This window comes from Pseudomonas putida (assembly GCF_028682455.1).
Taxonomy (GTDB): Bacteria; Pseudomonadota; Gammaproteobacteria; order Pseudomonadales; family Pseudomonadaceae; genus Aquipseudomonas; species Aquipseudomonas putida_AA.
Map to the genome: position 1 here is coordinate 1,178,396 of NZ_JANHLD010000002.1, position 26,096 is coordinate 1,204,491.

Sequence of the window (26,096 nt, forward strand, 5' to 3'; positions counted from 1 at the left end):
CGGGGAACCAAAGCCCAGCATGACGCTGGGCTTTGGGTACGATCTACGTGTTTGAACACATCAGCGCTGCATCCAGCAGCCTTCCCTTGTCGTACCAGGCATCCCGTTGATAGGCAGAGAACTGATGCTGGCTGCCTGAACCCTGGATCTCGACAAGTCCCGTGGCCTTGTTGGGGTCAGTGCTATCAACGAAGAGCTTGAGCGTGTTGTTCTCCGTCACGGTGTACGTCTTCGAAGCGCCTGAAAGTTCGTCTTGCACACAGACAACATAATCGGGTGGACTTTTTGCAGTGGTGCCAGAGGTATAGTCATCTCCCTTACGGATATCAGGATTATGTGCACAGCCTGCCAGCAGGCAGGCAGCTAAAAGCGACAACGTCAATTCACAGGTGACCGACCTTGAACCCTTCATATGACACCTTCCGACTACCCCCTTGTAAATCAATGGATAGCGACGGATAAAAGCTGCCATTTTTTAGTTGTAAGCCAGACTGAAGATCAAGCAAGCCATCCCCCCTAAAGGTTAGCTTGCAAAGCATATGGACAATATTCTGCTTCGCTATCTTCAAAGGGTTGAATCCGCATAAGGCAGTTAGTCCTGATCCAGCAATAGCCACGACGACGCCCCCCAGCATGGGTAGTCGACTCCTTGCCGCTCCACTAGCCACTATCGTGCGCTGGGAGCTTCGCTCAAGACGCTAAGCATTGGCCTCATTCAGCGCGCAAAGAGACACAGGCATGAACCCAACCGATATCGAAACCCTTGAACGCTTGTTTCAGAGCCGCCGCAGCTGTCGCGCATTCCTGCCTCAGCCAGTCGATCACCAAGCCGTCATACGGATGTTCGCGCTGGCCCAGCGCTCTGCCTCCTGGTGCAACACCCAACCTTGGCAAGTCATTGTGACGCGAGGCGCTGCGACGGAGCGCTTTCGCACCGCGTATGCCGCTGAACTGAAACTCGGTTCGGCGACACCCGACTTTCCTTTCCCCAGCGAATACCACGGCGTGTACCAGCAGCGGCGCCGTGAGTGTGGACACCGTCTCTACGAAAGCGTCGGCATCGCCCCTGGCGACCGTAGCGCCAGCCAGCAGCAGACACTGCGCAACTTCTCGTTCTTCGACGCCCCCCACGTAGCCATCATCACCAGTGACAAAGCATTGGGTACCTATGGTGCGGTGGACTGCGGCGGCTACGTGGCCAATTTGCTGCTGGCCGCCGAGGCCCTGGGTATCGGCATCATTGCCCAGGCCGCACTGGCCAGTCACTCCTCGTTCGTACGTCGTCATTTTGAAATCGCCGACGACCGCCTGGTGGTCTGCGGCCTTTCCTTTGGCTACGCCGACCACCGATCGCCGGCCAATGCCTTTTACACAAGCCGTGCCGCCTTCGAGGACACGGTGCTGTGGCACGAAGCCTGAGATAGCGAGTGAAGCCCCCCTGCTCGGCCCCGCTACCGGCTGGCCGGGGACAGTTGCGGGTGGGGCGATAGCGGCCTATTTTCCAAGCGAGGCCTTTTCTGCGACTCAGGTTTCCGTCCAACCAGTGCGCACGTGCGCAGCGAGGTGACGACATGCCGAACGACTCCCGCCCCGCCGTGCTCGAACTGATCGGCAATACGCCGCTGGTGCGCGTCAGCCGCTTCGATACCGGGCCATGCACGCTGTTCCTCAAGCTCGAATCGCAAAACCCCGGAGGCTCGATCAAGGACCGCATCGGCCTGGCGATGATCGACGCCGCCGAGCGCGATGGCCGCCTGCAACCCGGCGGCACCATCGTCGAAGCCACGGCCGGCAACACCGGCCTCGGCCTGGCCCTGGTCGGCCGCGCCAAGGGCTATCGGGTGGTGCTGGTGGTGCCAGACAAAATGTCCACCGAGAAGGTCCTGCACCTCAAGGCGATGGGCGCCGAGGTGCATATCACCCGCTCCGACGTCGGCAAGGGCCATCCCGACTACTACCAGGATGTCGCTGCGCGGCTGGCGCAGGAGATACCCGACGCCTTCTTCGCCGACCAGTTCAATAATCCGGCCAACCCACTGGCCCACGAGTGCAGCACCGCGCCGGAGATCTGGGCGCAGACCCAGCATGATCTGGATGCCATCGTGGTGGGTGTCGGCTCGGCTGGCACGCTTACCGGGCTGACGCGCTTTTTTCGCCGCCTGCAGCCGAACCTGGCCATGGTGCTGGCTGACCCGGTGGGCTCGGTGGTCGCCGAATACAGCCGTAGCGCCACTCTGGTGACACCCGGCTCCTGGGCGGTCGAGGGCATCGGCGAGGACTTCATTCCATCCATTGCCGACCTCTCCAGTGTGCGCCAGGCCTACTCCATCAGCGACGAGGAAAGCTTCGATCACGCCCGCCAACTGCTGCGCGTCGAAGGCATTCTTGGCGGCTCTTCGACCGGCACGTTGCTGGCGGCGGCACTGCGCTACTGTCGTGAGCAGACCGAGCCGAAGCGGGTCGTCAGCTTCGTCTGCGACACCGGCACCCGCTACCTGTCGAAGGTCTACAACGACCAGTGGATGACCGACCAGGGCTTACTCGCGCGCAAGCGCTACGGCGATCTGCGCGACCTGATTGCCCGACGTTTCGAGGATGGCCGGGTGATCAGCGTGGGCCCGGACGACACGCTGCTCACCGCCTTCCAGCGCATGCGCCTGGCGGATGTGTCGCAACTGCCGGTGCTGGTCAATGGACAACGCCTGGTCGGCGTGATCGACGAATCGGACATTCTGCTGGGCGTGCACCAGGACGCCTCGCACTTTCATATGAGCGTGGCGAGCGCGATGACTGACAAACTGGAAACCCTGGCTCCCAGCGCCAGCCTGGCCGAACTGCAGGCCGAGCTCGACCGCGGGCTGGTGGCGATCATCGAAGATTCTTCGGGCTTTCACGGCGTGATTACCCGCGTCGATTTGCTCAATCACCTACGCAGGTCCCTACCATGAGCCATCACGATGAGACCGGCGCGCCTCGCGCCTTCGCCACCCGTGTCATCCATGCCGGACAGGCGCCAGACCCATCCACCGGGGCCCTGATGCCGCCGATCTACGCCAACTCCACCTATGCGCAGCAGAGCCCCGGTGTGCACAAGGGCCTCGACTACGGCCGCTCGCACAACCCCACACGCTGGGCGCTGGAGCGTTGCGTGGCCGACCTTGAGGGCGGTACCCAGGCCTTCGCCTTCGCCTCCGGGCTGGCGGCGATCGCCAACGTGCTCGAACTGCTCGACGCTGGCGCGCACATCGTCTCCGGCAATGACCTGTACGGCGGTACGTTCCGCCTGTTCGAACGGGTGCGCCGGCGCAGCGCCGGGCATCGCTTCAGCTTCGTCGACCTGGGTGACCTGGCGGCATTCGAAGCGGCGCTGCAAGCCGACACGCGGATGGTCTGGGTCGAGACACCGAGCAATCCCCTGCTGCGCCTGACCGACCTCGCCGCCGTGGCGCGCACCTGTCGCGAGCGAGGCATCATCTGTGTGGCCGACAACACCTTTGCCAGCCCCTGGGTGCAGCGTCCGCTGGAGCTGGGTTTCGACATCGTGCTGCACTCGACGACCAAATACCTCAACGGCCACTCCGACGTGATCGGCGGCATCGCCGTGGTCGGGCAGAATGCGGAACTGGCCGAGCGCCTGGGCTTTCTGCAGAACGCCGTGGGGGCTATCGCCGGGCCGTTCGACGCGTTTCTCACCTTGCGCGGCGTGAAGACCCTGGCGCTGCGCATGGAGCGCCACTGCAGCAACGCGCTGGAGCTGGCGCAATGGCTTGCGCGTCAGCCACAGGTAGCGCGCGTCTATTACCCGGGCCTGGCGTCGCACCCGCAGCACGAACTGGCCAGGCGGCAGATGCGCGGATTCGGCGGGATGATTTCCCTCGACCTGAACAGCGACCTGGCGGGCGCCAAGCGCTTTCTAGAAGCGGTGCAGATCTTCGCCCTGGCCGAGAGCCTGGGCGGCGTGGAAAGCCTGATCGAACACCCGGCGATCATGACCCACGCCAGCATCCCTGCCCCCACCCGCGCGCAACTGGGCATCGGTGATGCGCTGGTACGCTTGTCGGTGGGTGTCGAAGATGTGGAAGACCTGCGCGCCGACCTGGCCCAGGCGCTGGCGCGGGTTTGAGCAGTGGTCGATGCTACAGAAGAAAGCCCTGCATCACGGGAATGGGGTATGGTGCCGCGTGCCCACCGCCCGGTCATTTTCGCTTGAGTATTCGATGCATACCTCCACCCTTTCCAACGGTCGATCAATAACACCATTCCCGCAGAACGAACCCTGTGTGCCATGGTGGAGTTTCACCAAAACGGTGTTGGCGGCGACCGCCCTGACAGTGGTACGCGACGGTCAACTCGTTCTGGATGCTCCGCTTCCTGAGACGGCTTACACCCTGCGTCAACTCCTACGTCACGAAGCGGGCCTCGCTGACTATAGCGAGCTTCCCGAGTATCACGCCGCGGTTGCGAATCATGAGCCGGCTTGGCCCGTGGACGAGATGATGCAGCGCCTGGATGGCGCTCGGCTTCGCTACAGCCCTGGAGCTGGTTGGCGTTACTCGAATATAGGTTTCATGCTTGTAGCCAGGCTCATCGAACGCGCCACAGACCTGCCGCTTGAAGAAGCGATCAGGCGGCAAGTTCTGACGCCGCTCGGGATCTCGACGGTCCGCTTCGTAACGGAACGCGCAGTGCTGGGCGGGGAGTACCTCGGCATTGCGCCGAACTACGACCCCGGCTGGGTCTATCACGGATTACTGGCTGGCCCTGTTTCGCAGGCTGCCCTGTTTCTGGATCAGTTGCTCGTCGGAGAAATTCTTCCTGCCGACCTGCTACAGGAAATGCAGGCGACAAGGGTACTGGGTGGCCCAATGGCCGGCCGTCCGTGGGTCACACCCGGATATGCCCTGGGCCTGATGCGAGGGGAGATCGAGGGCGGCTTGACTCTGACCGGGCATACTGGAGGTGGGCCTGGAAGTGTGCTGGCGGTCTATCGGAGCACAGTCGGAGAGACGGTCGCGTGCTCCGCAGTTTTCTCGACGGGGCCGGACGAGGGAAGAGTCGAGGCGCTGGTCGCTGAAGAAATACGCAAGGTAGTTGAGGCGGCGCGCTGAGATTTCGTAGTCGCGCTCCAGCACACCGCCCATCATCTTGAATTCGGACCCGTTCTTCGAAGCCCCTAGGTGCAGGCGCCAGTCGTTGTCCAGGCGTTGATCGAGTTCGACGAACACGGTCTGGTTGTAGATGTCCTGGTGCGACCAGCTGTAGCCGAACGTTTGCGACCGGGAGAAGTCCATGTGGCTTGCGTCCGGGTTTACCGGCAAGCCGCCCCAGTTGACGTTGTGCAAGGTTCGGATGCCGGCTTCCTGGCCGGTCAGGCGGTTCCCTTGGCCTGCTGTTCCAGGTGCACCTGCAATGCCGGATCGATTTGCAGTGCGCCGGCCAATTCGTCAAGGTAGGCACGCTCTGCGTCCTGCTGGTCATCCACCAGCATCACGCTGGCCAGGTACATTTCCGCGGCCATGGCCGGGTCCTGGGCCGACTGAGCCACCTCGGCGGCATCCAGTGGCTTGCTGACTTCCTCATCCAGCCATTGCTGCAGTTGCGGGTCGCTGGTATGACGTTTGATTTCAGCGTAGATCAACTGTTCTTCCTGCTTGTCGATGCGACCGTCAGCCTTGGCTGCCGCAATCAGCGCGCGCAAGATTGCATGGCTGTGATCCTCGGCCTCGGCACCGGACAATTGATCGACAGTACGCACCGCCTGTTGCGGGGCTGCCGCCTGGCTGCGCTGCCAGCTTTGATAGGCCTGGAACGCCATCATGCCCAGCGACGCCAGGGCCGCGTAATTGGTGCCACCCGCGGAGCGCCCCTGGGTAAAGCCGCCAGCGCTGCCACCACCGCCACCCAACAGGCCGCCCAGTAATCCACCAAGGCCACCACCGCCACCCGTTGCACCGCCGCCGCCAAGCAGACCGCCCAGCAAGCCGCCCAGGCCGTCTTGCGATGACATGCCGCCGCTCCCTTGTTGCGCTTGCGAGCCTTGCCCGGCCCGAAGTAACTGTTCGAGTAGATCACTGGTGTTCATGGCACCGCCCTCAGTCGGTAGTCGTTGCTCAGACAAGCAACGATAGCCCCCTCAAGGCGATCTGCCATGACCGTCTGGCCGACGGGAAACCCCGGGCTTACCGAGCAGGCAGGTTTGTGTGAGCATATCCAACCTGCCGTGCCCCATGAGAGGCTGTATGTCGAGTTTCAACAAAAGAACGCTGACGCTGACCCTGGCCGTCGTCGGCCTGTTGGGTCTGTCGAATCTGCATGCCGCCAGCCCACCCACCACCAAGCCGAAACCCGAAACAACGGTCGCAGTGCTCGGCGGCAAGTTCAGCTTCAAGCTGCCGGCAGGCTTCGATGCAAGCCCTCTGAGCGCCGATGAACAGAGCAGCGAAGGCGCCGGCGCCGTGGGTACCCTGTATGCCAATGTGCAGGAAAAGCGCGTGGTCATGGTGATCGAAAAACCGCTCCCCGTAGCTTCTCGCCCGGGCGACAACGACGATGCCTTCCTCGACGGCGCCGTCAGTGGTTTCGTCGAGCGCCAGAGCGCCGGGCTGCCGGACTTTCGACAAACCAGCGAATCGCGCTTTACCCGCAACGGCCTGGGTGTACGACAAGTCGACAGTACGGCGACCCTGGGCGGCGGCAAAACCTTGAACAGCACCTTTATCGCAGGCTCCGGCGATCGCATGGCCGTCATCCAGGTCATTTCCCGCGCCGACGAAGCCAGCGGTCATGCTGCGCTGGTCAAGCGAATCGCAGGTGAATCCTCGATACCGAGCTCGCAATCTTCGAAAAACAACGGCAAATAGCATGCAAGCCCTCTGTTGCATGCCCCTCTGGGTGGGAAGGCCAATGCCGCCTGCACATCAGGCGTCGCCTGGATAACCGCCGCAGTGCGGCCGATCGCCGGCAAGTCCGGCTCCCACGCTGTGGGAGCGGATTCGTCCGCGATCGAGCGCGAAGCTGTCGTAATTCGCGGGCTGTTGCAGCCTCATCGCGGGGCAAGCCCGCTCCTACCGCCAATCCGCGACGATCTGCTGCTCAAGGGCGAATGGCTGGGCCGCGATGGTGCGTTTTTGATAGCGCGGTGCTTCAGGGGAGGTCGCAAGCCACAGCATCACTTGCGCAGGCACCTGCGGCGGCGCGATCCCCGCGCGCAAGGCAATGACGCCTTTGTCGCCAATGGTCGCCTTCAGTGCTTCGGTGCTCACCACGCCCGGGTTGATCGTATAGGCGCAAATGCCCCGCTCACCCAGCTCTGCCGCCATCACCCCCGCCAACCGCGACACGGCCGCCTTGCCCGCGCCATAGGCATAACCCCAGCCGCCCTTTTCCGCCGCCACCGGCGGGTCGCTCTCGCCAGCGCCGGAAGTGACGTTGATCACCACCCCACCGCCCTGCTCGAGCATCTGTTCAGCCACTGCCCGGGTCAGCAGGAACGGCGTGAGGATGTAGCCCTGGAAGACACGCTCCAGGGTCTGCGGCTGCAAGGCCATGAACCCGCTGTTGAGGTCACGCCCCTGGTAGATCGCGTTGTTGACCAGTACGTCGATGCGGCCGAATTCGGCAATCACCTGGGCACAGGCGGCCAGGGCCGAGTCGCTGTCGAGCAGGTCCATGGGCACCACCAGCACCCGCCGGCCAAGCTCGCGAATGGCCGCCGCCGTGCTGTTGAGGCTGCCCGCCAGCGGCTCGCCCGCGGCATCGCGCAGGCCGTGTTCGTGCTGCTCGCCCTCGTCGACGGTGCGGGCGCTGATCGCCAGGTCAAAGCCTGCGCGGGCAAACGCCAACGCAGCCTCACGGCCGATGCCACGGCTGGCGCCGGTGATGAATGCCACCTTGTTCATGGGATTTCCTTCTAGAAGCGTTGCGGGCGGACCATGGCATCCATGCCGCCGTCGATGAACACCACGCTGCCGTGGATAAAGGTCGCCTGCGACGATTGCAGGAAGGCCACCAGGTTGGCGATTTCTTCGGGGGTGCCGGCACGTCCTAGCGGGGCGACGAAATCGCGCACCGCCTTGCCGAAGCGGGCGTCGTCCAGCGAGGCCTGGTGCAGGGGCGTCTGTACGGCGCCGGGGGCGACCACGTTCAGGCGAATGCCCTGCTCGGCCCAGGGTTTGGCCAGGCTGCGCACATGCTGGGTGATGGCGTACTTGGAGCTGGCATAGGCCATATGGGGTTGGCCCAGGGCATCGGCCAGGGCGCAGGCGTCGGCTTCGTTGCCGGCCAACTGCGCTTCGGTCATCGGTTGCTGGTCGGCGCCTGGCTGGGTCGAGGCCACCGAGCCAATCACCAGCGCCGCCGGCTGGCTGCCCTTGGCCAGCGCGCCGGCCAGGCCGTCGAGCAACTGGCTGACGCCGAAGTAGTTGACCGACAATATCAGGCTGCACGACAGCGCAGTGACGCCAACGCCCGCGCAGCACACCAGGCCGTCGAGTACGCCTTCGCTTTGCTCGAGCACCGCGGCGATGGCCGCCTCACGGCCACTGGCAGTGGACAGGTCGGCGAGCACCTCGGCATTGGCCCGGTCGATTCCGATAACCCGGTGGCCGGCGGCGCGCAGCGCGACGCTGACGGCGGCGCCAATCCCCGAGGCGCTGCCGGTGATAGCTGTTACTGGCATAGATCAATCTCCATGAGTGGTGCAAGCAGTATCCAAAGCCCTGCCCCGCGCCAGCATCGTCCGTGCGGACTACGCCTGGCGACGGGTGGCCAGGGTCAGGGGCGGAACCTGGACCTTGGGTTTAGCCGCGACCTTGAGGGTCGCCTGTGGCTTACCCAGCGCCACCACGCTGTTGAGGAGGATGCGTACCAGCTCCGTTTGGCGACGCACCCCGGTCTTGGAGAAAATCGAGCGCAGGTGCGCACGGGCCGTGTTGCGACGGATGTTGAGCATTTCGGCCGCCTCTTCCAGCGACTGGCCGTTGGCCAGCTCCATGGCCAGGGCAGTTTCGGCCTTGGTCAGGTTGAACAGCTGCTTGGTGACCACCTCGCTGGCCAGCGACTTGCTCGCCGCATCGCGGATGTACACCAGCGCCGCCGGCTTGCCCTTTTCATCGGCCCAGTCCATGGACGGAATGGGTTCGACCACCAGGCCCAGGTTTACCTGCCCGGAGGGTCGGGTCACCGACATGGCTTCGGCCGTCTTGACCGTGTCCTGGGCGAAGGCGCCACGAATCAGTCGCTGCAGTTCGCGGTTGTCGCTGGGGTAGGTGGCTTCCAGGCGCCCACCCACCAGCTTGAGACCATCGCCGCCGGCGAGAATGTTCTGCGCCACCGGGTTCACCCGCAGCACACTGCCGCTCTCGTCCAGCACCAGGGTGGCCACCGACAGGCGACTGATGGCCTGGGAGTACAGTTCGCTGAGCGATTCGCTGCGATCGAGCAGGTTGTGGATGTTCAGGGCCCGGCGCAGGTGCGGAATGAAGCTGGCGCACAAGGCCCGGTCACTGAGCGAGAAGTTGGGGGACGACTTGGGCCGGGTGATGCGAAAGCGCAACTTGCCGCTGTCGGGGGTGGAGATGTCGGCGCCCATCACGTGATAGACGTTCTGCTGGCTGCAGTACATCTTGAAGTAGGGGTCTTGCTCCCACTGGGCCGAGGTCATGATGTCGTCGATGGTGACCACCTGGTCCAGTGGCTGGCCGCTGAACGGCGTATGGGCCTGGGGATAGGCCATGTAGATGACCTCGCCCTCGCCTTCGATGTCGCCGGCGATGATCATCACGCCCATGTCGGGCTGGTCGGGCACCCGCAGGATGAGGGTAACGTAGTTGGCCTGGAAGGCCTGGCGCAGGTTTTCGAGGGTATGTGCCATGGGCCTGGGGTCGAGGGCGCCATCATAGATGTCGCCAACCAGGCGGTCGTAGCCGCCAAGGTCCAGGCCCAGCTCGGCCAGTGCATCGTGAGTCAACACGGGATTTTCCACAGTCGTCTCCTTGCTCGGGTAAGGCCCGGTGGCCTTCCCTTGTTATTGTTATTATTTCGGCTGAGATCGCGGGGCACGCCCGCTCCCTCCATCCTTGCAGGAGCGGGCTCGCCTCGTGAGGCCAACGCCAGTCTCCAGTGACTCCAACTTCTCCACAAGTAGGCCAGCGAAGTTTATTTTCGCGCCGCCGGGCTCGACTTCAGGCAGTACTCCCCCTGCGCCGGCTGCTTCGCCGCAGGGCGGGCCACCACCAGTCGGCGACCCCGGTTGAACCAGGCCGCCAGCGCCGGCAACAGGAAGATCGCCCCCAGCACGTTGACCAGGAACATGAACGACAGCAGCACACCCATGTCGGCCTGGAACTTGAGCGGTGCAAAGGCCCAGGTGATCACCCCGATCGACATGGTCAGGGCGGTGAACACCGCCGCCGTACCGCGTTGGCACATGGCCTGGTAGAAGGCCTCGCGCAGGTCGGCGCCGGCAGCCATTTCGTGCTGGATACGCTCGTACAGGTAGATGCCGTAGTCGACCCCGACCCCGACGCCCAGAGCCATCACCGGCAGCGTGGCGACCTTGAGGCCGATGCCCAGCAGCGCCATCAGCGCATTGCAGAGAATCGCGACGATCGCCAGCGGCACCAGGATGCACAGCACGGCGCGCAACGACCGAAAGGTCAGCCAGCAGAACAGCGCCACCGAACCGAACAGCGCGGCGAGCATGAACACCTCGGCATGCTTGACCGCCTCGTTGGACGCCGCCATCACCCCGACGTTGCCGCCGGCCAGGTAGAAGGTGAGCTCCGGAGTGCCGACCTGCCTGATGATGCGCTGCGCCTCGCCCAGCACGTGGCTGATGGTGGCGCCTTCATGATCGGCAAGAAACACCAGGATCTCCATTTGCTGGCAGCCGTCGGTCACCATGCCGTCGTCGGGCATGTAGGCACGGGCACCCTGGCTCAAGCCGCGGGCCGACCCCGGGATGGCCGCCCAGCGCGGATTGCCTTCGTTGTTGCCGGCAATCACGATCTTGCCCTTGCCGGCCACGCTCTGCACCGACTGCACGCCATTGACCGCGCGCATGCGAAAATCGAAGGCTTCCACCGCCCGCATCACCGCTGGCGACAGGCAGCCCTCCTCGATGCCATTGACCTCGACAAACACCGAGAGCACGTCCAGGCCGATGGAGTAGCTGTCGACGATCTTCTGGTTGTCGAGGTTGTAGCGCGAATCGGCGCGCAGCTCCGGCGCACCGGTGCCGATATCGCCCACTGCCAGGTCACGAGACTTGTAGGCACCCGCCGCCAGCAGCAACAGGCTCAAGGCGAACACGCCCAGCGCCGGCTTCGGTTCGGCCAGCGCCGACAGGCGCCACCACAGGCGGTGGCGGGTGCCGTCGTCGGCCTTGGCACGGGCCAATACCGAAGGCTCCAGGCGCAGGTAGGCAATGATCACCGGCAGCATCAGTTTGTTGGTCGCGATCATCAGCATCACCCCGATGCAGGCGGTAACCCCCAGCTCATGCACGATCGGGATGTCGATCAACATGATCACGGCAAAACCCAGGGCATTCATCAGCAACGCCAGGGAGCCGGGAATGAAGATCTTGCAGAACGCGCCGTGGGCCGCCTGCACCGAGTTGCGCCCGGCCATCACTTCCTGCTTCCAGGCGTTGGTCATCTGCACCGCATGAGAAACACCGATGGAGAAAATCAGAAACGGCACCAGAATCGACATCGGGTCGATGCCCAGGCCCAGCAAAGGCAGCAGGCCCAGCAGCCAGACCACCGGCAGCAGCGCCACCACCAGGGCCACCACGGTCAGGCGCAGCGAGCGCGAGTAGATCCACAGCAGCACACCGGTGATCACGAAGGCCACCACGAAAAAGCCGATCACCGTCATCAGCCCTTCCACCACATCGCCCACCAGCTTGGCGAAGCCGACGATATTGATCTCGATCTGGTCGTTGCCGTACTTGGCGCGGATGTCTTCCAGGTGCTGGGCGACCTGGGCGTAGTCCACCGGCTTGCCGGTTTGCGGATCGAGGTCTTGCAGGTCGGCGCGCACCATCGCCGATTTCAGGTCGTTGGCCACCAGCCGACCGATCTGCCCGGAGGCCGCGGCGTTGCTGCGCACCTGGGCCAGGTCGCGGGCCGAGCCGTCGAAGCGTGGCGGCACCACCACGTCACCGAAAAAGCCCTCTTCGGTGATTTCGATGTAGCGTACGTTGGCGGTGAACAACGAAGTGACGCTGGCGCGATTGACCCCGGAGATGAAGAACACCTCGTCGCTGACCTTGCGCAGCGTGTCGAGGAACTGGGCATTGTAGATGTCGCCCTCGCCCTTCCAGTGCACGCTGACCAGGAAGCGGTTGGCGCCGGTGAAGTACTGGCTGAAGCGCAGGAAGTTGACCATGAACTCATGGCGCACCGGGATCTGCTTGCTGAAGCCCGGGTCCAGGTGGGTATGGGTGGCGCTGTAGCCCAGGCCAAGGGTCAGCAGCACGAACAGCACCAGCAGGCCCTTGCGCCATGCCATCAGGTAATCGGCGATACGCTCGACACTGCGCGTCACCCAGCTTTTAGCTTGATTCATTGCCCGCCTCTCACTTGCCAAGGGCGGCAACGCTGCCACCGGAATCCTGGAACACCCCACGCTCGCCACCTACCAGCAAGCGCGAGCCGAGCATGACCGCCGAGGTCAGCGTGCCGAGACCGGCCAGGCGACCCACGCCGACCAACTGACCGCGACCATCCAGCCGCACCAGCGAACCACCAGCGCCGACGATCAGCAGACCGCCCTGGTCGGGCAGGCGCACATGGCCGTACAGCGGCAGTTGATTGCCGACCTTGACCTGGGTCCAGCTGTCACCAAAGTCGTGGCTGACGAACACATTGCCGCGCATGCCGTAGCTGACCCACTGATCGGCACTCAGGCGCACCACCCCAAACAGCGAACCGTTGTAAAAGGCCGGTAGCGTCTGCCAGTGCAGGCCGTCATCGCGGCTGCGCAGCACCAGGCCCTGCTCGCCGACCAGCATGCGCCGGCCGTCCGCACCGCCGTCCATGCTGTTGAGGTGGGCGCTGTCGACATCCAGGGCCAGGGTGTGCCAGGTGAGCCCGGCATCGTCGGACTGGTAGAACTTGCCGAAACTGCCATAGGCCAGCACCCGCTCGCCGCCGGCCGACCAGGCGCCCAGCAGCGGCTCGCCGAGGGTGTCGTCGTGGCGAACTTCCTGCCAGTGGCTGCCGCCGTCGGTGGAACGCAGGATCCAGCCGTCGTGCCCCACAGCCAGCAAGCGCTGCTGGCCGAGATCGACCAGGGCGGTGAGGGCCACATTGCGCTGGGGTTGTACGCCAGCCGCTTGCCAGCTCACTCCCTGGTCGACGCTGCGCAGGATGCTGCCGCGCTCGCCGACTGCCAGCACATGATCGCCTTGCTTGAGCAAGGCATTGATCTGCACGCGGTCGGTACGCAGGGGCTCATCCACGGGTTCGGGGGCAGTACGGGGGGCGAAGGCGAACCCGATGGTGGCAGCGACCACCAGGCACACCAGGTAACCGATCAACGAGCGCATAGAGGTCGCTCCGTTTCATGACACAGGTACACACGGACATTCATGCGGCCAATCCTCTTGTTCTGCTGCGCTCCCGCGCGGGCTGCACGGGGCGTGAAGGGGGCATTGCCTGCAGTCGATACTCGCGGGAAGGCGGCTTGGAAACATCGTCCAAACGGCTTACAAAAAGGCATGAATGCCCTATTCAAAGTCGCGGCCGGCATAACGGCCTCTCGCAGGGCAAGCCCGCTCCCACAGGTGCTGTGAACACATACAGAGGTGGGAGCGGGAGTGGGAGCTGGTCTTGCCGGCGATCGCGCCGCTATCACGCCTGGTACAAGATCACCAGATCATTGATCACCGACGGTCGCTCCTGCCCCAGCACATGGGTGTGCAGCTCCAGGGTCAGTTGCGTACCCCGAGGTTGCACCTGCACAGCCTTGACCCGTGCCCGCGCATGGATCCGCGCTCCGGCCGGCACTGGCGCCGGGAAGCGCAAACGGTCGGAGCCGTAGTTGATCTGGGTGGTGAACCCGGTGATCTCGAAGCCCAGCGCCAGTTTCATTCGCGACTGCAGCACCTGCACCAGCGCGCCGTGGGCGATGGTGCCGCCGAACGGGCTCTGCAGCCGGGCCTTCTGCGGGTCGGTGTGAATCCAGTAGTCATCCCCCGACAACTGGGCAAAAGCGTCGATCAACGCCTGATCCACCAGCACACTATTGCTCCAGTCACTGAACTGCTCACTGACCAGTGCCTGCAACCCCTCGGCATCATCCACGGCAATCTGCCGCACCGCCGCAGGCGCCTCGGTCGGTGCGCTGTCTTGCACCTGGAACGACTCGAACGCCGCCGCGTCCTTGTCGCTGCCGGTAAAGCGCAGCAGACGGTTGCCCTTGGCGTCGACTTCGGCGAACACCGGCTGCAGGCGCATGCCGATGTGGATTTCGTCCTCCTCCAGGCCCACCAGGTTGGTATTGATCCGCACCCCTTCGTCGAGCTCCACCACCGCCAGTTTCTGCGGCATCTCGTCGGCAAAGTCGGGCAAGGTGGCGATGCGCGTCACGGTGTAGCTGTACAGCGTGGCACCACCACCGACCGCACGCCAGCTCAGGTCGTGGGCCAGGCACGCCGGGCAATGCCTGCGCGGGTAGAAGATCCACTGGCTGCAGGCGTTGCACTGCTGGATCAGCACATTGCGGGCCTTGAGACCTTCCCAGAACGGCGCGGAAATTTCAGTGGCCAGCGGCATCGGTTTGTTGTTGGACATGGTCGTCAGGCTCCCTGGAGAATCAATGCGCCCTGCTCGCTCATCACGCCACCGGTACCGGAGACGTAGACGTTGTCGCAGCGCGATAGCTGGCGTTCACCGGCCGTGCCGGCAATCTGGGTGACCGCTTCGATCACCTGGGACATTCCTCCGGCCGAGCCGGCCTGGCCGAAGCTGAGCTGGCCGCCGTGGGTATTCATGGGGAAATCGCCGCGCCAGGTCAGGTCGTGCTCGCGCACGAAGGCCATGCCCTCGCCCTTGGCGCAGAAACCTGCATCTTCCAGGGTGAGCAAGGCGGTGATGGTGTAGCAGTCGTAGATCTGCGCCGCGTGCATGTCCGTCGGCTTGAGCCCGGCCATCGCGAAGGCCCGTTGCGAGGCCGGGCCTATCGGGGTGTGGACCATGTCCCTGGCATAGGACGGCGACTTGAACGCCAGGTGTTCGCCAAAGCCTGTGATGTACGCCGGGCGCTTGCGGGTACGCGCCGCCACCTCGCGGGAGGTGATGATCAGCGCCGCGCCACCGGCTACCGGCATGACGATTTCCAGCACATGCAACGGGTCGGCGACCTTCTTGCTCGCCAGCACCTGCTCGATGCTCAGGGGTTGGCCGCAGAACATCGCCTGGTCGTTGAACTGGGCGTTGGTGCGCTGGTCCACGGCAATCTTGGCCATGGCCCGCGGGTCATACCCGTACTGGGCCGCATAGCGCTGGGCGATCATGGCATAGCCGGTGTTCTGGCCCATGTGCCCGTACGGCAGGTCGAACTCGGCCTCCGGCGCGCCGTAGGCGGTGCTATGTCCGCCAAAGCGCATGGCACGGGCCATCCAGCTTGGGTCTTCATCCGGCCCCAGCGGCGCCATGCGTGCCGGCAGCACACAAAGCACCGCCTGGCACAGGCCCAGCTCGATGGCGGCGGCCGCGCGCCAGACCATGCCTGCCGCGGTACAGCCGCCCAGGTCCACCACTTCGGCGAAGTTCAACTGCAGGCCCAGGTACTCGGCCGCCATGGCCGGCACGAACACCGAGGCTTCGTGAAAGTGCGGGCCGTTGATCACCAGCCCGTCGATGTCCTCGGCGCGCAGGCCGGCATCACGCAGGGCCTGGGCCGCCAGGTCGGCGACCTGCTCGAGGTGGAACATACGCGGCGCGGTGGCGTATTTTTCCGGTTTGTACTGCGCGGTGCCGACGATGGCGGCGTGTCCCTTGAGTCCCATAAATGTCCCCGATTGCATAGGCGCAGGAGCGGGCTTGCCCCGCGATAGCGTCGTGCCAGGCGCAACGCGATCGCGGGCCAAGCCTGCTCCTGCACAGGATTAGAAGGTGTATTTCATCGAGAAGGTGGCGTAGTCACGGTCGGCCATGGGCCGCTTGACCGGGTCTGGCGAGCCCAGGTAGCCGATCATGGTCAGGGCCACTTCCAGGTTGATCAGGTACTTGAAGGTGGTGCCGACGCTGTAGCGGCGGTCGCCTTGAACGCCTGCGATGCTGCCGGCCATGGGTGATGAGCCACTGAACACGTTGGAGAATCGCAGTGGCACTTCCAGATCCCAGCCCTGGAAAACCCCCGGATAACTGAACGAGGCACCGACGGTGTAGGCGCTGGAGTCCTTGCTGCGCCAGGCTGAGCTGTTCTTGTAGGTGTAGTCATCGGATTCTCCCACCATGGGCGCCAGGGAAGGCAGCAGGTTGACGCCTTGCAGGTTCGGGGCCGCCGAGGCCGAGTCGACGCTGTCGGCGCGTACGTGAATGATCTCTGCGGTCAATGTGGTCTGGCTGGCCCAGGGGCGATCGCCAAGAATGCGCATGGCCGACACTTGCATCTGCTGGCCCTTGCCCTTGGCCGGCACAGGGCCCAGCCCGGTGTTGACCATGATCGGCGCGCCATCGCGGTACGACCACTCGGCACCGATCTGGGTATCACCCACCTTGGTGGAGAGGCTCAGGCCGGTGAGCTTGATGTCTTCGAAGTACTCGATGCGATAGCCGTTGGTGGCGAAGGCGAACTGGCCGTTGCCCAGCGGTACCGCGTTGTAGCCCACCAGCGCGGTAGCCGGGTTCTTGTCGTGGTAGTTGACGTGAAACAGCGACAGCTCGATGGCCGGCACCGGTCGGTAGCGCACCTGCACGCCCCACTGGCCATCGTCGCGCGGCTCGTCGGTGCCCTGGTAGCGTACGTTGCCGTTGGCGGTACGGATGAATTCCCGGCCAGGGCCGACTACATCGCTGCCCGACAGGTAGCTGCCCACCGGCGGCAGTTCGGTACCCTTCCACTCGTACTGCACGTAGGCACCGAAGGTGATCTGCGGGTTGATCCGGTACGAGGCGGAGAACTGCCCCACCGGCAGGAGGATTTCCTTGACTTCGACCCCGGGCTGGGCGGCCTTGACCGCATCGGAGGGGTTCTGCACGCCGTTGACGCCGGGGTAGTACAGGCTTTCACCCCACGATTCGATATGCCGGCCGGCCTTGGCGTCGAGCATGGTGTCGTTCTCGAACCGCCAGCCGCCAAACACATAGGCATCGAGCAGGCGGGTGCGACCGCCGCTGTAGTACTTGGTGCGGCTGGTGAACTCGTCGTTGCGCCCGTCCTTGTTCACGGTTTGCGGCGAGTCGTTGTCGTTGTCCTGGTGGTAGACATCGTCGTAGAAGGTACTGGCGCGCACCACGGCGCCGTAGTTGTCCTTGCGCAGGATCATCTCGCCCAGCGCGCCGATGCGGTTGGTGGTCAGGCTGCCCTGGTTGAAGTTGCGGTTGGCGTCGTCGGCGTTGATCCCCATCAGCCGGTCACTGGGTTTGCCCACGCGCACACCCAGGCCGTAGCTGGTGGTCACCGACCAGTCGAGGGTGGCGCCGTTGTCGAACTCGAAGGTTTCCCCCGACCATGCCGGTGTTGACGCCAACGCCACGGCCACCGCCAGGCCTGCGGCCTGGACACCATGCGCGCCAAGGCCAGTACAGTTATTGTTGTTCTTGTAATTCACACTGACTCTCCTGAAGGGCAACCCCAAGGCCGCCTGGACTGTTCACCATGACCGCTACGCCGGTGTGCTCAGAACACCCGCAGCGGGTCGGGAGCCTTGGCCCCCGCCGGGGCGCGCCGGTACCGCAGCAGCCCCCCGTGTTCCTCGCGCACCAGGGCGCCTTCGGCCATGAGGTAATTGGCATGTGCCAAGGTCTCACCCAGGGCCATCAGCTCGTCGAAACGACCTGACAGCCTGGGAAACAACACCGCCATCAGCTCGAGCGCGCTGCGCGGCTCGTCACAGCTGTCCAGCAATCGCGCCAGGTGGCCCTGGTGATGGGCCGCCAGTTGGTCCAGGCGCGGATGCAGGTTGAAAAAGGGACGTTCGTGGGCCGGCAGCACCAGCACGTTGTCGGGAAGCGCCCGCAGCCGTTCGATCGACTCCAGCCAGTCCCGCAAGGGGTTGGCCTCGGGCTCGGTGGCCTGCACCCCGACCGTGGAGGTGATGCGCGGCAGCACCTGGTCGCCGGAAATCAGCAGGCCTTCCTCGGCGCTGTACAGGCAGGCGTGCTCGGGTGAGTGACCGTTGCCGACCAGCACCTGCCAGCGACGCTCGCCGATGTGCAGCTCGCTGCCCTGGCGCAGACGGTGAAAGCCGGTGCAGGGCAAGGGGTGAAAATGCTTGTTCTGCACGGCAGCGAAGTACTCGCCGGCCTGCTCGGTGCTGAACCCGGCCTTGCGGTAGAAATCGACGAAGGCCCGGGCCGGTGGCTGGCCAGACGGCACCTGCACATGCAACCACTGGAATTCGGCGGCGGTCATGTACAGCGGGCAGGCGAAGCGCTCGGTGAGCCAGGCCGCCACACCGGCATGGTCACTGTGAAAATGGGTGCAGATCACCGCCTGCACCGGTTGCCCCTGGAACACCTCGCTGAACACCTGCTCCCAGACCTCGAAGGTCTGCGCGGTGTTCATGCCGGTATCGACCACCACCCATCCGTCCGCGTGCTGCAGCAGGTAGAGATTGATGTGGTCGAGGCGAAACGGCAGCGGCATGCGCAGCCAGAACACCCCGGCGGCCACCTCGCACACCTGGCCGCTGGCCGGTGGTTGTGACCAGGGATAACGCAGGCCGTCGCGCACTTCAGCACCGCTGGCATCAAGGTCAGCCATGATGGGCACCTGCAAAAGGCAGCAGGCCGGCGCGTTGCAGCACCTGGGCCGAATACGGCTGATAGCTGCGCGACTGCTCGTCGCGGATAAACAGCGGGTCTTTGCAGGCATCGGGGCAATAGCCCTGGCGTTGCAGGTCGACCTTGCGCAGCTTGAAGGTGCTGGTGAGATCGGCCGCAGCGCTGACCCGCACGAACACCGGCGCGGCATAGCGCGGCAGGCACCTGTCGGTCAGGGCATAGAACGCCTCGGGGTCGAAGCCCTGACCCGCCTGCATCAGCACCGCCGCCATGCCGGCGCGACCTTCGTGGCCGGGCACTTGCACGCCATAGATATTGATCAGTTCGAGGCCCGGGAAATCACCCAGGGCATCGGCGACTTCCTGGGTCGAGACGTTCTCGCTCTTCCAGCGGAAGGTGTCGCCGATACGGTCGACGAAGTAGCAATAGCCATCGGCGTCCTGGCGCAGCAGGTCGCCCGAACTCCAGTAGGCATCGCCTTCGCGCAGTACATTGCGGCGGATCTTGCTTTCGCTGGCCTCGGCCGAGGTGTAACCCTCGAAACGCCCGCCCCCGATCTCGGGGTGGTCGACGATAAAGCCCATGGCCTCGCCTACCTCGCCCACTTCGCAGAGCTGATAGAAGCCCTGCTCGTCCCGCGGGTGGCAGTCGTTCTCGATGTCGTAGCGCACCAGGCGCAGGTTGGTGCGGCTCCAGTCCGGCACCCGGCCACAGGAGCCGGGGTAGTTGTCGACGTTGATCAGGTTGGCGTTGGCCTCGGTGGCCCCCCAGCCTTCGAAGATCTGGATCGGCCCGAAACGCTCCAGCCAACGCTGCCACGACTCGGGCGTCAAACCGGCGCCGAGCATGCAACGCAAGCTGTGCTCGCGCTCACCGGCAACCACCGGCTGGTTGAGCAGGTAGCGGCAGATTTCACCGATGTACTGGAACACGCTGATGCGGTACTGGCGCACGTCCTTCCAGAACTCGCGCACGCTGAACTTGCGCCGCACCACGATGCTGGCGCCGGCGCGCAGCGCGGTGGAGGTTACCGAGGTGGCCGCAGCGCCGTGGTACAGCGGCAGGCAGCAATAGAACACGTCTTCGCAAGTGGCCGGCAGGGTCGCTTCCATCACATCGCCAGACGACATCCAGCGCATGTGGCTGTAGCGCGCGGCCTTGGGCAGGCCAGTGGTGCCGGAGGTGAAGATCAGCAAGGTCGTGGCCTGGGCCTCGATACCGGCGCGCATCTCCCGTGGGAAAGTGGTGGCCGGGGCACTGTGCAGGCGCGCGGCGAAGTGGCCGTCCACGCCCCGGGGCAGCGGGCCGGTCCACGGGTTCTCGGCATCGGGCACCAGCCAGTAGGCAAGATTGGGCAGCTCGTCGGTGGCCTGCAGGTTGGCCAGGCACTCCTCGCCCACCACCATGGCCTTGGCGGCAGTGGTGTCCAGGGCATGCAGCAGTGCTCGACCGGTGACCTGGGTGTTGATGAACGCCACCACCACGCCGAGCTTGACCAGGCCGAACCAGGTGCAGAAAAACGCCGGGCGGTTTTCCATCGCCAGCGCGCACACATCACCGGCGCGCAGGCCCTTGGCGTAAAACGTGTGGGCCATCTGGTTGGCCTGGGCGTCGATCTGCGCGTAGCTCAGCGGCTGGCCGGCATAGATCAGAAAAGGCCGCTGGCCCTGTTCGCGGACCTGGTCTTCGAAGCGGTCGGCCAGGGTGTAGAGGTCGCGTGGCTTGATCTGCGCACTGGCCGCGGCGCGGCGATCGAGCAGCGCCTGGGTCTGTGCGCGGGGCACTGGCGCCGCAGCCGCCGGGCTCACCCGTTGCGGCAGGTTCATGGCGTCACCTCCAGGGTCGCGGCCTGGTAGGCGGGGTAATCCGAATAGCCCTTGGCGCCTGGGGTGTAGAGCGTGTGGCGGTCGAATCCGGCCAGCGGCACGCCGCGTTGCAGGCGCTCGACCAGGTCCGGGTTGGCGATGAAGTGCCGACCGAACGACACCGCATCGCCCTCGCCCGCCTCCAGCGCAGCCTGGGCCGACGGCCCATCGAAGCCGTCGTTCAGAATCAGGCCGCAATCGCTGTGCAGGCGTGCCAGGGCAAAGGCATCGAGCCCTGCCACCGGCGAGCGCATGATATGCAGGTAGGCCAGGCGCAGCGGCGCCACGGCGGCGCATAGGGCAGCAGCGGTTTCGGCCGGGGCGGCATCGCAGATGTCGTTGTAGGGGTTGCCCGGGCACTGGCGGTAGCCCACCCGGCCGGCACCAATGGCGGCGGCCATGGCCTCGAGCACTTCCTTGACGAAGCGCACCCGGTTGGCCGCGCTGCCGCCGTAGGCGTCTTCGCGCTGGTTGCTGCCCGAGGCCATGAACTGCATCGGCAGGTAGCCGCTGGTGCAGTGCAGTTCGACGCCATCGAACCCGGCATCGCGGGCATTGAGTGCCGCCTGTCGGTATTCGCCGATCACCGCATTGATGCCGTCCAGGGTCAGGGCCTGGGGTGTATCGGTGTCCACCATTCCGGCGATATCGGTGAACAACCGGGTGTTGGCGCGCAGTGCCGAAGGCGCCACGGTGCCCGCGCCCCGCGGCTTGTTGTGGTGGCTGGCCGCGCGGCCCACATGCATCAGCTGCAGCACGATCTGGCCGCCACGCTCATGCACCGCATCGGTCACCCGGCGCCAGGCGGCAATCTGTTCAACGCTGTAGATTGCCGGGGTGCGGCAATAGCCCAGGCCATTGGCCGACGGCGCGGTGCCTTCGGCCACGATCAGCCCGGCACTGGCACGCTGGCGGTAGTATTCGACCATCTCGGCGCCCGGCAGCGCATCGCTGCCGGCACGGCTGCGGGTCATCGGCGCCATGACAATGCGATTGGCCAGTTGCAGGTCGCCCAGTCGCAGCGGCTCGAACAAGATGCTCATGTCAGCTCCTTCACTTCTTGGAATGTTCCGGCCGTGCCAGAATCGCGCTGCACGGCGGCAGGGATTGGTGAAACGCCGAAGATGGGCTGAATGATTGACCCACGGCCGAGACGAAACATCGTCCGTCGAGACTAGATTTGCCGGCAGGCGGGAAGTCTGCAGAACTGGTCTGAACGGACGATGAATTACCCTGCTCAACCCCCGACGATCTGCCGACTAGAACAAGACCGGGAGCACCCGCTGTGACGACCTCGACCCCTGTGACATGGCGCACGCACTATGCGTTGTTCGTGCTTGCCGCGATCTATGTCTTCAACTACATCGACCGCCAGTTGATGGCGATTCTCATCGAACCGGTAAAGCTCGAATTCGGCATTTCCGACACCGGCATCGGCCTGCTTTCCGGGGTGACGTTCGCGGTGTTCTACACCCTGTTCGGCTTCCCGCTGGGGCGCTTGTCCGACCGCATAGGACGCAAGCCGGTGATTGCGCTGAGCTGCATCGCCTGGAGCCTGATGACCATGCTCTGCGGGGTGGCCGGCAGCTTCTTGATGCTGGTGCTGGCGCGCATCGGCGTGGCAGTTGGCGAGGCTGGCGGCACCGCGCCGTCGGTGGCGATGGTCTCGGACCTGTACCCGGCGCGGCGCCGCTCCACCGCCCTTGCGGTGCTGATGCTCGGCTCAAGCCTGGGTGCCATCGTCGGCCTGGGCCTGGGCGGATGGATCGCCCAGCATCACGGTTGGCGCCTGGCCTTCTTGCTGATCGGCGCGCCGGGGATCTTCCTCGGCCTGCTGTTGCTGTTTACCGTGCGCACCCCCAAAACCGCGCCGGTGCCGGCGCACCTGGTGGCCACGCAGCATGAAGGCTGGGTCAAGACCCTGCAGGAGCTGATGAAGACGCCGTCGTTCCTGTGGCTGGTACTGACCGGCGGCGCCGCGGCGATTGCCGGCTACGCCATCGGCACCTGGAGCCCGAGCTTCCTGATTCGCTCCCACGGATTGAACATCCAGCAGGCGGGCTTTCTGGTCGGCGTGGTCGGCGGTACCGGCTCGACCCTGGGCACCCTGGTGTGCGGCATCGTCACCGACCGCATGGCCCGTCGCGACGTGGGCTGGCAGGTCGGTGTACCGCTGCTGGGCACGCTGATCAGCATCCCGTTCGCCCTGGCCTACTTCCTCTGGCCGCAGGGCACGGCCTTGCAGATCGGCGGCATCGACGTGCCGACGGCGTTCCTGTTCTACAGCGTGTTCGGCTTCTTTGGCGTGTGGTGGGCAACGCCGTGCCTGGGCGCGATCACCCACCTGTTCCCGGCCACCCGCCTGGCCCAGGCGACAGCGATCTTCGTGATGTCGATGACCTTGCTCGGGGTGGGTGTCGGTCCGTTGCTGATCGGCATGCTCAGCGACTTTTTCCTGCCGACCCTGGGGGCTGAATCCCTTCGCTATGCACTGGCGGCGTCGGTATCGATGCTGGCCTTGGCGGCGATCTTCCTGGCGATGGCGTTGCCAGCATACCGTCGCCAACTCCAGGCCTCTGTGGGAGCGGGCTTGCCCCGCGGTACGGTGGCAACGGCCACCCCATCCTCACGCATCAAACCCGCACCTACCGCGTAACCCAGATAATCAGCAGCAAATGCAGGGGGTAGAACCAATACCCCCAGCGCCCTACCCGCCAGACATGCATCGAATACTGCCCGCGTAGCATCCTCATCCCCAATGGCGCCGACAACCCTGCCGCCGCCATCGTCATCAGCGTGATCGGCTCGGCCAGATTGGCCCGCAACCAGTCGTTGCTCAGGTTAGCCATCACCGCGACAAACCCGGGCACCAGCCAGGTGCCCCTGCCGCCGCGCAGCGCCAGCAGGAATGCCGACGGCAGCACCACCCCCGGCCAGCCGTACATCAACACATCCGACGCCAGCAATGACACCAGCAACGTCCCCAGGGCCAGCAACCTCATGCCCCGGGCAGGGTAATGAAAGCCCCAGGCCATCAACAGCCCCAGGGTCAGGGTTGGCATGATATTGAACGTGCGAGTGCCGACATCCAGCACCTGATACGGCCACTGCGACAGCACCGAGAACACCAGCATCCAGCCCAGATAACGGCCATTGGCAGCGCTGAACACCTGCCCTGCTCCCGATCGCGCGACGTTGGCGGCGATGGCCAGGCAGAACAGCGGGAACGCGAGACGACCGACAACGAACAGCCACTCGGCCGAAGGCCAGACAAACCGCGAATGATCGGCCACCATCGTGACCATGGCCAACCACTTGACCAGATCGAGGCCTGCCGAGCGGTGCTTGATGGAGGACATGTACACCCTTGAACGATCGCCGTAGAACACACAGCAAATCGAAAAGCCGAAGCCAGCGCAAGCGTGCAGGGAATAGGGAATGAAATGTTTGGGTGGCTGGGCTCACCAGCACACCAAACCAGTGGGAGCTGGCTTGCCAGCGATGAGACCGGTGCGGCTTGCCTATCGAGTGGTGTCTGAATTGCGGCCGATCGCGGACATGTCCACTCCCGCAGGTTCACCACAGGCCAGCAAGAGCGTAGCGAATTGTGTTCTTGATCTTCAGGCCCCGTTAACCAAAAGGGCCGAACGGAAGTGTCGTGGAGGGGCTAGCGCGCAGCGCTTCGGCGAATGCCGAAGATGCGAAGCGTAGAGTCGCTTGCAACTCGTAGCTCGCATTGCCCCGTAGCGACACCGCAGCGAGGGCGCAAAGGGTGACTCGACATCACCCTCATCAAAGGATCAACACTCAAGGCCCAATCGCGGGGCAAGCCCGCTTCCACCGAGGTCATGAGGTGGGAACGGGCCCTGCGATGGTTTCAGCGACCGATAGCCCGTGCCGCATCCGCGGTATACATATCCGGCGTGAACTTGGACTCGTTGAGAATCGGCCCCTTCTTCGCCTCGTTGGTCATGCCATACCCGGTGTACTGCCCCGAGTTCAAGTCCATGAAAAACTGCGACCCGGCCTGCCAGCCACTCATGTCCGGGTGGTAGTAGTAGTTGATCATGGCGTGCTTCCACAACTGCCCACGGGCATCGAAGTTATCGGCCATCACCGCGTTCCAGGTGTCTTCATCGATAAACAGCACACGCTTGCCATACACATGGCGATAGCCTTCCTTCAGGTCGGCTTCCACCACCCACACCCGGCGCAGTTCATAACGCATGTACTCGGGGTTGGGATGGTTGGGCGTCAGCAGTTCGGCGTACTTGACGTTGGCAGCGTTGGCCTTGAAGGCGTTGGCCGGGCTGTAGATCTCGCGCTTGCCGATCAGCTTCCAGGTGTAGCGCTCCGGCCCGCCGTTGAACAGGCGGTCCTCGTCGACAATCATGGTGCCGTTGGTGCCGATCATCGGTTGGTCGTAGCCATAGCCCGGCAACTGGCGCACACGTCGGGTCGAGGGGCTGTAGTTCCACGCCTGCCGCGCATCGGTGGCGAAGTTGTAGGGTTCGTGGGAGATGCTGATCACGCCGTTGTCACGCGCAGGCTTGAGGGTGGTGTTGTAGCTCATGGCCTGGATCCGGTCTTCGGTCTTGGGCTCGACCGTCGGCGAGTTGGCCTGGGACAGGTTGCGCGCATGGGCGCGGCCCCAGCCGATGCTGCCGTTGGGCAACACCGAGGCCAGGTCGCTGATCTTCTCTTCTGTGTAGGCGCGAGCCGGCAATTGGTGGTTCCACAGCACCTCCATGCCGTTCTTGGGAATCGGGAACGGCACCTGGCCGAGGCCTTCGATACCCAGGCCGTCGTTGACCAGCTTGGCGTTCAGGGCGTTGTACTTGGCCCGGTTACAGACGTAGTCCGGGTAGCGGAAATCCCGATGCCCCGGGTAGATGTTCATCTTGTAGCTGGTGGGGTATTTCTTCAGCAGGGCTTTCTGCCCATCGGTCAGGTGCTCTTCGTACTGGGCCATGTTCTGTGCAGTGATCACCAGAATCGGCTTCTCTGCGGCGTATGGGTCCACGGGCTGGTCGCCGGAGAATTTCACATGGTTCCAGCCCGGTACCTCACCCAGGTACTTGCCGGTGTAGGGCGGGATGGTGCCGGCGGCGTTGCCGGCCTGTTCGGCGCCGACACAGGTCAGCTCCTTGCCCAATTTGTCTGCTTCCTGGGGCGACACCTGCGCCAGTGCGCTACCGATCAGACCGGTATTGACCACCATCGCGGTCGCGAGCACGACACCTGTTGTTGTTATTTTCATGTATTGCCTCCT

General features: G+C 64.4%; 21 protein-coding genes. 6 read left to right on the top strand and 15 right to left on the bottom strand.

The features are described 5' to 3' along the window. Window positions 1–43: 43 nt before the first annotated feature. The gene (locus tag NPS58_RS15915) at window positions 44–412 is read right to left on the bottom strand and encodes a hypothetical protein (protein WP_274116306.1); all 369 of its coding nucleotides are present in this window, start codon (window positions 410–412) and stop codon (window positions 44–46) included. Between the two features lie 326 nt (window positions 413–738). Here NPS58_RS15915 and NPS58_RS15920 point away from each other — a divergent pair, with 326 nt between their 5' ends. The 4 genes from NPS58_RS15920 (at window position 739) to NPS58_RS15935 (ending at window position 5,108) form a co-directional block, all read left to right on the top strand. Beyond that, on the top strand, window positions 739–1,419 hold the full coding sequence (locus NPS58_RS15920) for a nitroreductase (RefSeq protein ID WP_274116307.1): 681 nt from the start codon (window positions 739–741) through the stop codon (window positions 1,417–1,419). 152 nt (window positions 1,420–1,571) lie between these two features. Beyond that, window positions 1,572–2,948, top strand: coding sequence for a pyridoxal-phosphate dependent enzyme (locus tag NPS58_RS15925; protein ID WP_274116308.1), 1,377 nt, complete (start codon window positions 1,572–1,574; stop codon window positions 2,946–2,948). After that, complete coding sequence (locus tag NPS58_RS15930) at window positions 2,945–4,123, top strand: trans-sulfuration enzyme family protein (protein WP_274116309.1); 1,179 nt, start codon at window positions 2,945–2,947, stop codon at window positions 4,121–4,123. The genes NPS58_RS15925 and NPS58_RS15930 overlap by 4 nt, the downstream gene beginning before the upstream one ends. Window positions 4,124–4,217: 94 nt before the next feature. Continuing rightward, entirely contained in the window at window positions 4,218–5,108 is an 891-nt protein-coding gene (locus NPS58_RS15935) for a serine hydrolase domain-containing protein (protein ID WP_274116310.1), read from the top strand. A gap of 260 nt (window positions 5,109–5,368) precedes the next feature. Here the strand turns inward: NPS58_RS15935 and NPS58_RS15940 are convergent, their stop codons facing one another. After that, window positions 5,369–6,082: a tellurite resistance TerB family protein gene (locus tag NPS58_RS15940; RefSeq protein WP_274116311.1), complete on the bottom strand. Its 714-nt coding sequence runs from the start codon at window positions 6,080–6,082 to the stop codon at window positions 5,369–5,371. A gap of 157 nt (window positions 6,083–6,239) precedes the next feature. On the opposite strand from NPS58_RS15940, the gene NPS58_RS15945 reads away from it, so the two are divergent. Then, window positions 6,240–6,860, top strand: coding sequence for a hypothetical protein (locus NPS58_RS15945; protein WP_274116312.1), 621 nt, complete (start codon window positions 6,240–6,242; stop codon window positions 6,858–6,860). A gap of 204 nt (window positions 6,861–7,064) precedes the next feature. Here the strand turns inward: NPS58_RS15945 and NPS58_RS15950 are convergent, their stop codons facing one another. From NPS58_RS15950 to NPS58_RS16000, 11 genes are all read right to left on the bottom strand, one after another. After that, entirely contained in the window at window positions 7,065–7,898 is an 834-nt protein-coding gene (locus NPS58_RS15950) for an SDR family NAD(P)-dependent oxidoreductase (protein ID WP_274116313.1), read from the bottom strand. 11 nt (window positions 7,899–7,909) lie between these two features. Then, complete coding sequence (locus tag NPS58_RS15955; RefSeq protein ID WP_274116314.1) at window positions 7,910–8,677, bottom strand: SDR family oxidoreductase; 768 nt, start codon at window positions 8,675–8,677, stop codon at window positions 7,910–7,912. 69 nt (window positions 8,678–8,746) lie between these two features. Continuing rightward, window positions 8,747–9,982 (bottom strand): helix-turn-helix transcriptional regulator, encoded by a 1,236-nt coding sequence (locus NPS58_RS15960; protein ID WP_274116315.1) that lies wholly within the window; start codon window positions 9,980–9,982, stop codon window positions 8,747–8,749. A 173-nt stretch (window positions 9,983–10,155) separates the two neighbouring features. After that, complete coding sequence (locus NPS58_RS15965; RefSeq protein ID WP_274116316.1) at window positions 10,156–12,573, bottom strand: efflux RND transporter permease subunit; 2,418 nt, start codon at window positions 12,571–12,573, stop codon at window positions 10,156–10,158. Between the two features lie 10 nt (window positions 12,574–12,583). Beyond that, window positions 12,584–13,555: a WD40/YVTN/BNR-like repeat-containing protein gene (locus tag NPS58_RS15970; protein ID WP_274116317.1), complete on the bottom strand. Its 972-nt coding sequence runs from the start codon at window positions 13,553–13,555 to the stop codon at window positions 12,584–12,586. Window positions 13,556–13,859: 304 nt separating this feature from the next. Next, window positions 13,860–14,801, bottom strand: coding sequence for an OB-fold domain-containing protein (locus tag NPS58_RS15975; RefSeq protein ID WP_274116318.1), 942 nt, complete (start codon window positions 14,799–14,801; stop codon window positions 13,860–13,862). A 5-nt stretch (window positions 14,802–14,806) separates the two neighbouring features. Beyond that, a complete protein-coding gene (locus NPS58_RS15980; RefSeq protein ID WP_274116319.1) occupies window positions 14,807–16,018 on the bottom strand; it encodes a thiolase family protein in 1,212 nt (403 codons plus the stop codon). A 99-nt stretch (window positions 16,019–16,117) separates the two neighbouring features. Then, entirely contained in the window at window positions 16,118–17,785 is a 1,668-nt protein-coding gene (locus tag NPS58_RS15985) for a DUF1302 domain-containing protein (protein WP_274116320.1), read from the bottom strand. A 68-nt stretch (window positions 17,786–17,853) separates the two neighbouring features. Next, window positions 17,854–18,939 (bottom strand): MBL fold metallo-hydrolase, encoded by a 1,086-nt coding sequence (locus tag NPS58_RS15990; protein ID WP_274116321.1) that lies wholly within the window; start codon window positions 18,937–18,939, stop codon window positions 17,854–17,856. Further along, window positions 18,932–20,785: a long-chain-acyl-CoA synthetase gene (locus tag NPS58_RS15995; protein ID WP_274116322.1), complete on the bottom strand. Its 1,854-nt coding sequence runs from the start codon at window positions 20,783–20,785 to the stop codon at window positions 18,932–18,934. Before NPS58_RS15995 ends, NPS58_RS15990 begins: the two co-directional genes overlap by 8 nt. After that, the gene (locus tag NPS58_RS16000; protein ID WP_274116323.1) at window positions 20,782–21,867 is read right to left on the bottom strand and encodes an alkene reductase; all 1,086 of its coding nucleotides are present in this window, start codon (window positions 21,865–21,867) and stop codon (window positions 20,782–20,784) included. Before NPS58_RS16000 ends, NPS58_RS15995 begins: the two co-directional genes overlap by 4 nt. A 242-nt stretch (window positions 21,868–22,109) precedes the next feature. Between NPS58_RS16000 and NPS58_RS16005 the strand changes: the two genes are divergently transcribed. After that, window positions 22,110–23,480 carry a spinster family MFS transporter gene (locus NPS58_RS16005; protein ID WP_274116324.1) on the top strand — a complete coding sequence of 457 codons (1,371 nt, stop codon included), beginning with the start codon at window positions 22,110–22,112 and terminating at the stop codon, window positions 23,478–23,480. Here NPS58_RS16005 and NPS58_RS16010 read toward each other — a convergent pair. Continuing rightward, window positions 23,470–24,183 carry a TraX family protein gene (locus NPS58_RS16010; protein ID WP_274116325.1) on the bottom strand — a complete coding sequence of 238 codons (714 nt, stop codon included), beginning with the start codon at window positions 24,181–24,183 and terminating at the stop codon, window positions 23,470–23,472. The two genes, NPS58_RS16005 and NPS58_RS16010, sit on opposite strands and share 11 nt — an antisense overlap. 518 nt (window positions 24,184–24,701) lie before the next feature. Continuing rightward, window positions 24,702–26,084 (bottom strand): DUF1329 domain-containing protein, encoded by a 1,383-nt coding sequence (locus NPS58_RS16015; RefSeq protein ID WP_274116326.1) that lies wholly within the window; start codon window positions 26,082–26,084, stop codon window positions 24,702–24,704. Window positions 26,085–26,096 lie beyond the last annotated feature (12 nt).

Bases quoted from the DNA above. Each gene is read 5' to 3' on its own strand.
- NPS58_RS15915 (WP_274116306.1), bottom strand. From the start codon at position 412: ATGAAGGGTTCAAGGTCGGTCACCTGTGAATTGACGTTGTCGCTTTTA.
- NPS58_RS15920 (WP_274116307.1), top strand. From the start codon at position 739: ATGAACCCAACCGATATCGAAACCCTTGAACGCTTGTTTCAGAGCCGC.
- NPS58_RS15925 (WP_274116308.1), top strand. From the start codon at position 1,572: ATGCCGAACGACTCCCGCCCCGCCGTGCTCGAACTGATCGGCAATACG.
- NPS58_RS15930 (WP_274116309.1), top strand. From the start codon at position 2,945: ATGAGCCATCACGATGAGACCGGCGCGCCTCGCGCCTTCGCCACCCGT.
- NPS58_RS15935 (WP_274116310.1), top strand. From the start codon at position 4,218: ATGCATACCTCCACCCTTTCCAACGGTCGATCAATAACACCATTCCCG.
- NPS58_RS15940 (WP_274116311.1), bottom strand. From the start codon at position 6,082: ATGAACACCAGTGATCTACTCGAACAGTTACTTCGGGCCGGGCAAGGC.
- NPS58_RS15945 (WP_274116312.1), top strand. From the start codon at position 6,240: ATGTCGAGTTTCAACAAAAGAACGCTGACGCTGACCCTGGCCGTCGTC.
- NPS58_RS15950 (WP_274116313.1), bottom strand. From the start codon at position 7,898: ATGAACAAGGTGGCATTCATCACCGGCGCCAGCCGTGGCATCGGCCGT.
- NPS58_RS15955 (WP_274116314.1), bottom strand. From the start codon at position 8,677: ATGCCAGTAACAGCTATCACCGGCAGCGCCTCGGGGATTGGCGCCGCC.
- NPS58_RS15965 (WP_274116316.1), bottom strand. From the start codon at position 12,573: ATGAATCAAGCTAAAAGCTGGGTGACGCGCAGTGTCGAGCGTATCGCC.
- NPS58_RS15970 (WP_274116317.1), bottom strand. From the start codon at position 13,555: ATGCGCTCGTTGATCGGTTACCTGGTGTGCCTGGTGGTCGCTGCCACC.
- NPS58_RS15975 (WP_274116318.1), bottom strand. From the start codon at position 14,801: ATGTCCAACAACAAACCGATGCCGCTGGCCACTGAAATTTCCGCGCCG.
- NPS58_RS15980 (WP_274116319.1), bottom strand. From the start codon at position 16,018: ATGGGACTCAAGGGACACGCCGCCATCGTCGGCACCGCGCAGTACAAA.
- NPS58_RS15990 (WP_274116321.1), bottom strand. From the start codon at position 18,939: ATGGCTGACCTTGATGCCAGCGGTGCTGAAGTGCGCGACGGCCTGCGT.
- NPS58_RS15995 (WP_274116322.1), bottom strand. From the start codon at position 20,785: ATGAACCTGCCGCAACGGGTGAGCCCGGCGGCTGCGGCGCCAGTGCCC.
- NPS58_RS16000 (WP_274116323.1), bottom strand. From the start codon at position 21,867: ATGAGCATCTTGTTCGAGCCGCTGCGACTGGGCGACCTGCAACTGGCC.
- NPS58_RS16010 (WP_274116325.1), bottom strand. From the start codon at position 24,183: ATGTCCTCCATCAAGCACCGCTCGGCAGGCCTCGATCTGGTCAAGTGG.
- NPS58_RS16015 (WP_274116326.1), bottom strand. From the start codon at position 26,084: ATGAAAATAACAACAACAGGTGTCGTGCTCGCGACCGCGATGGTGGTC.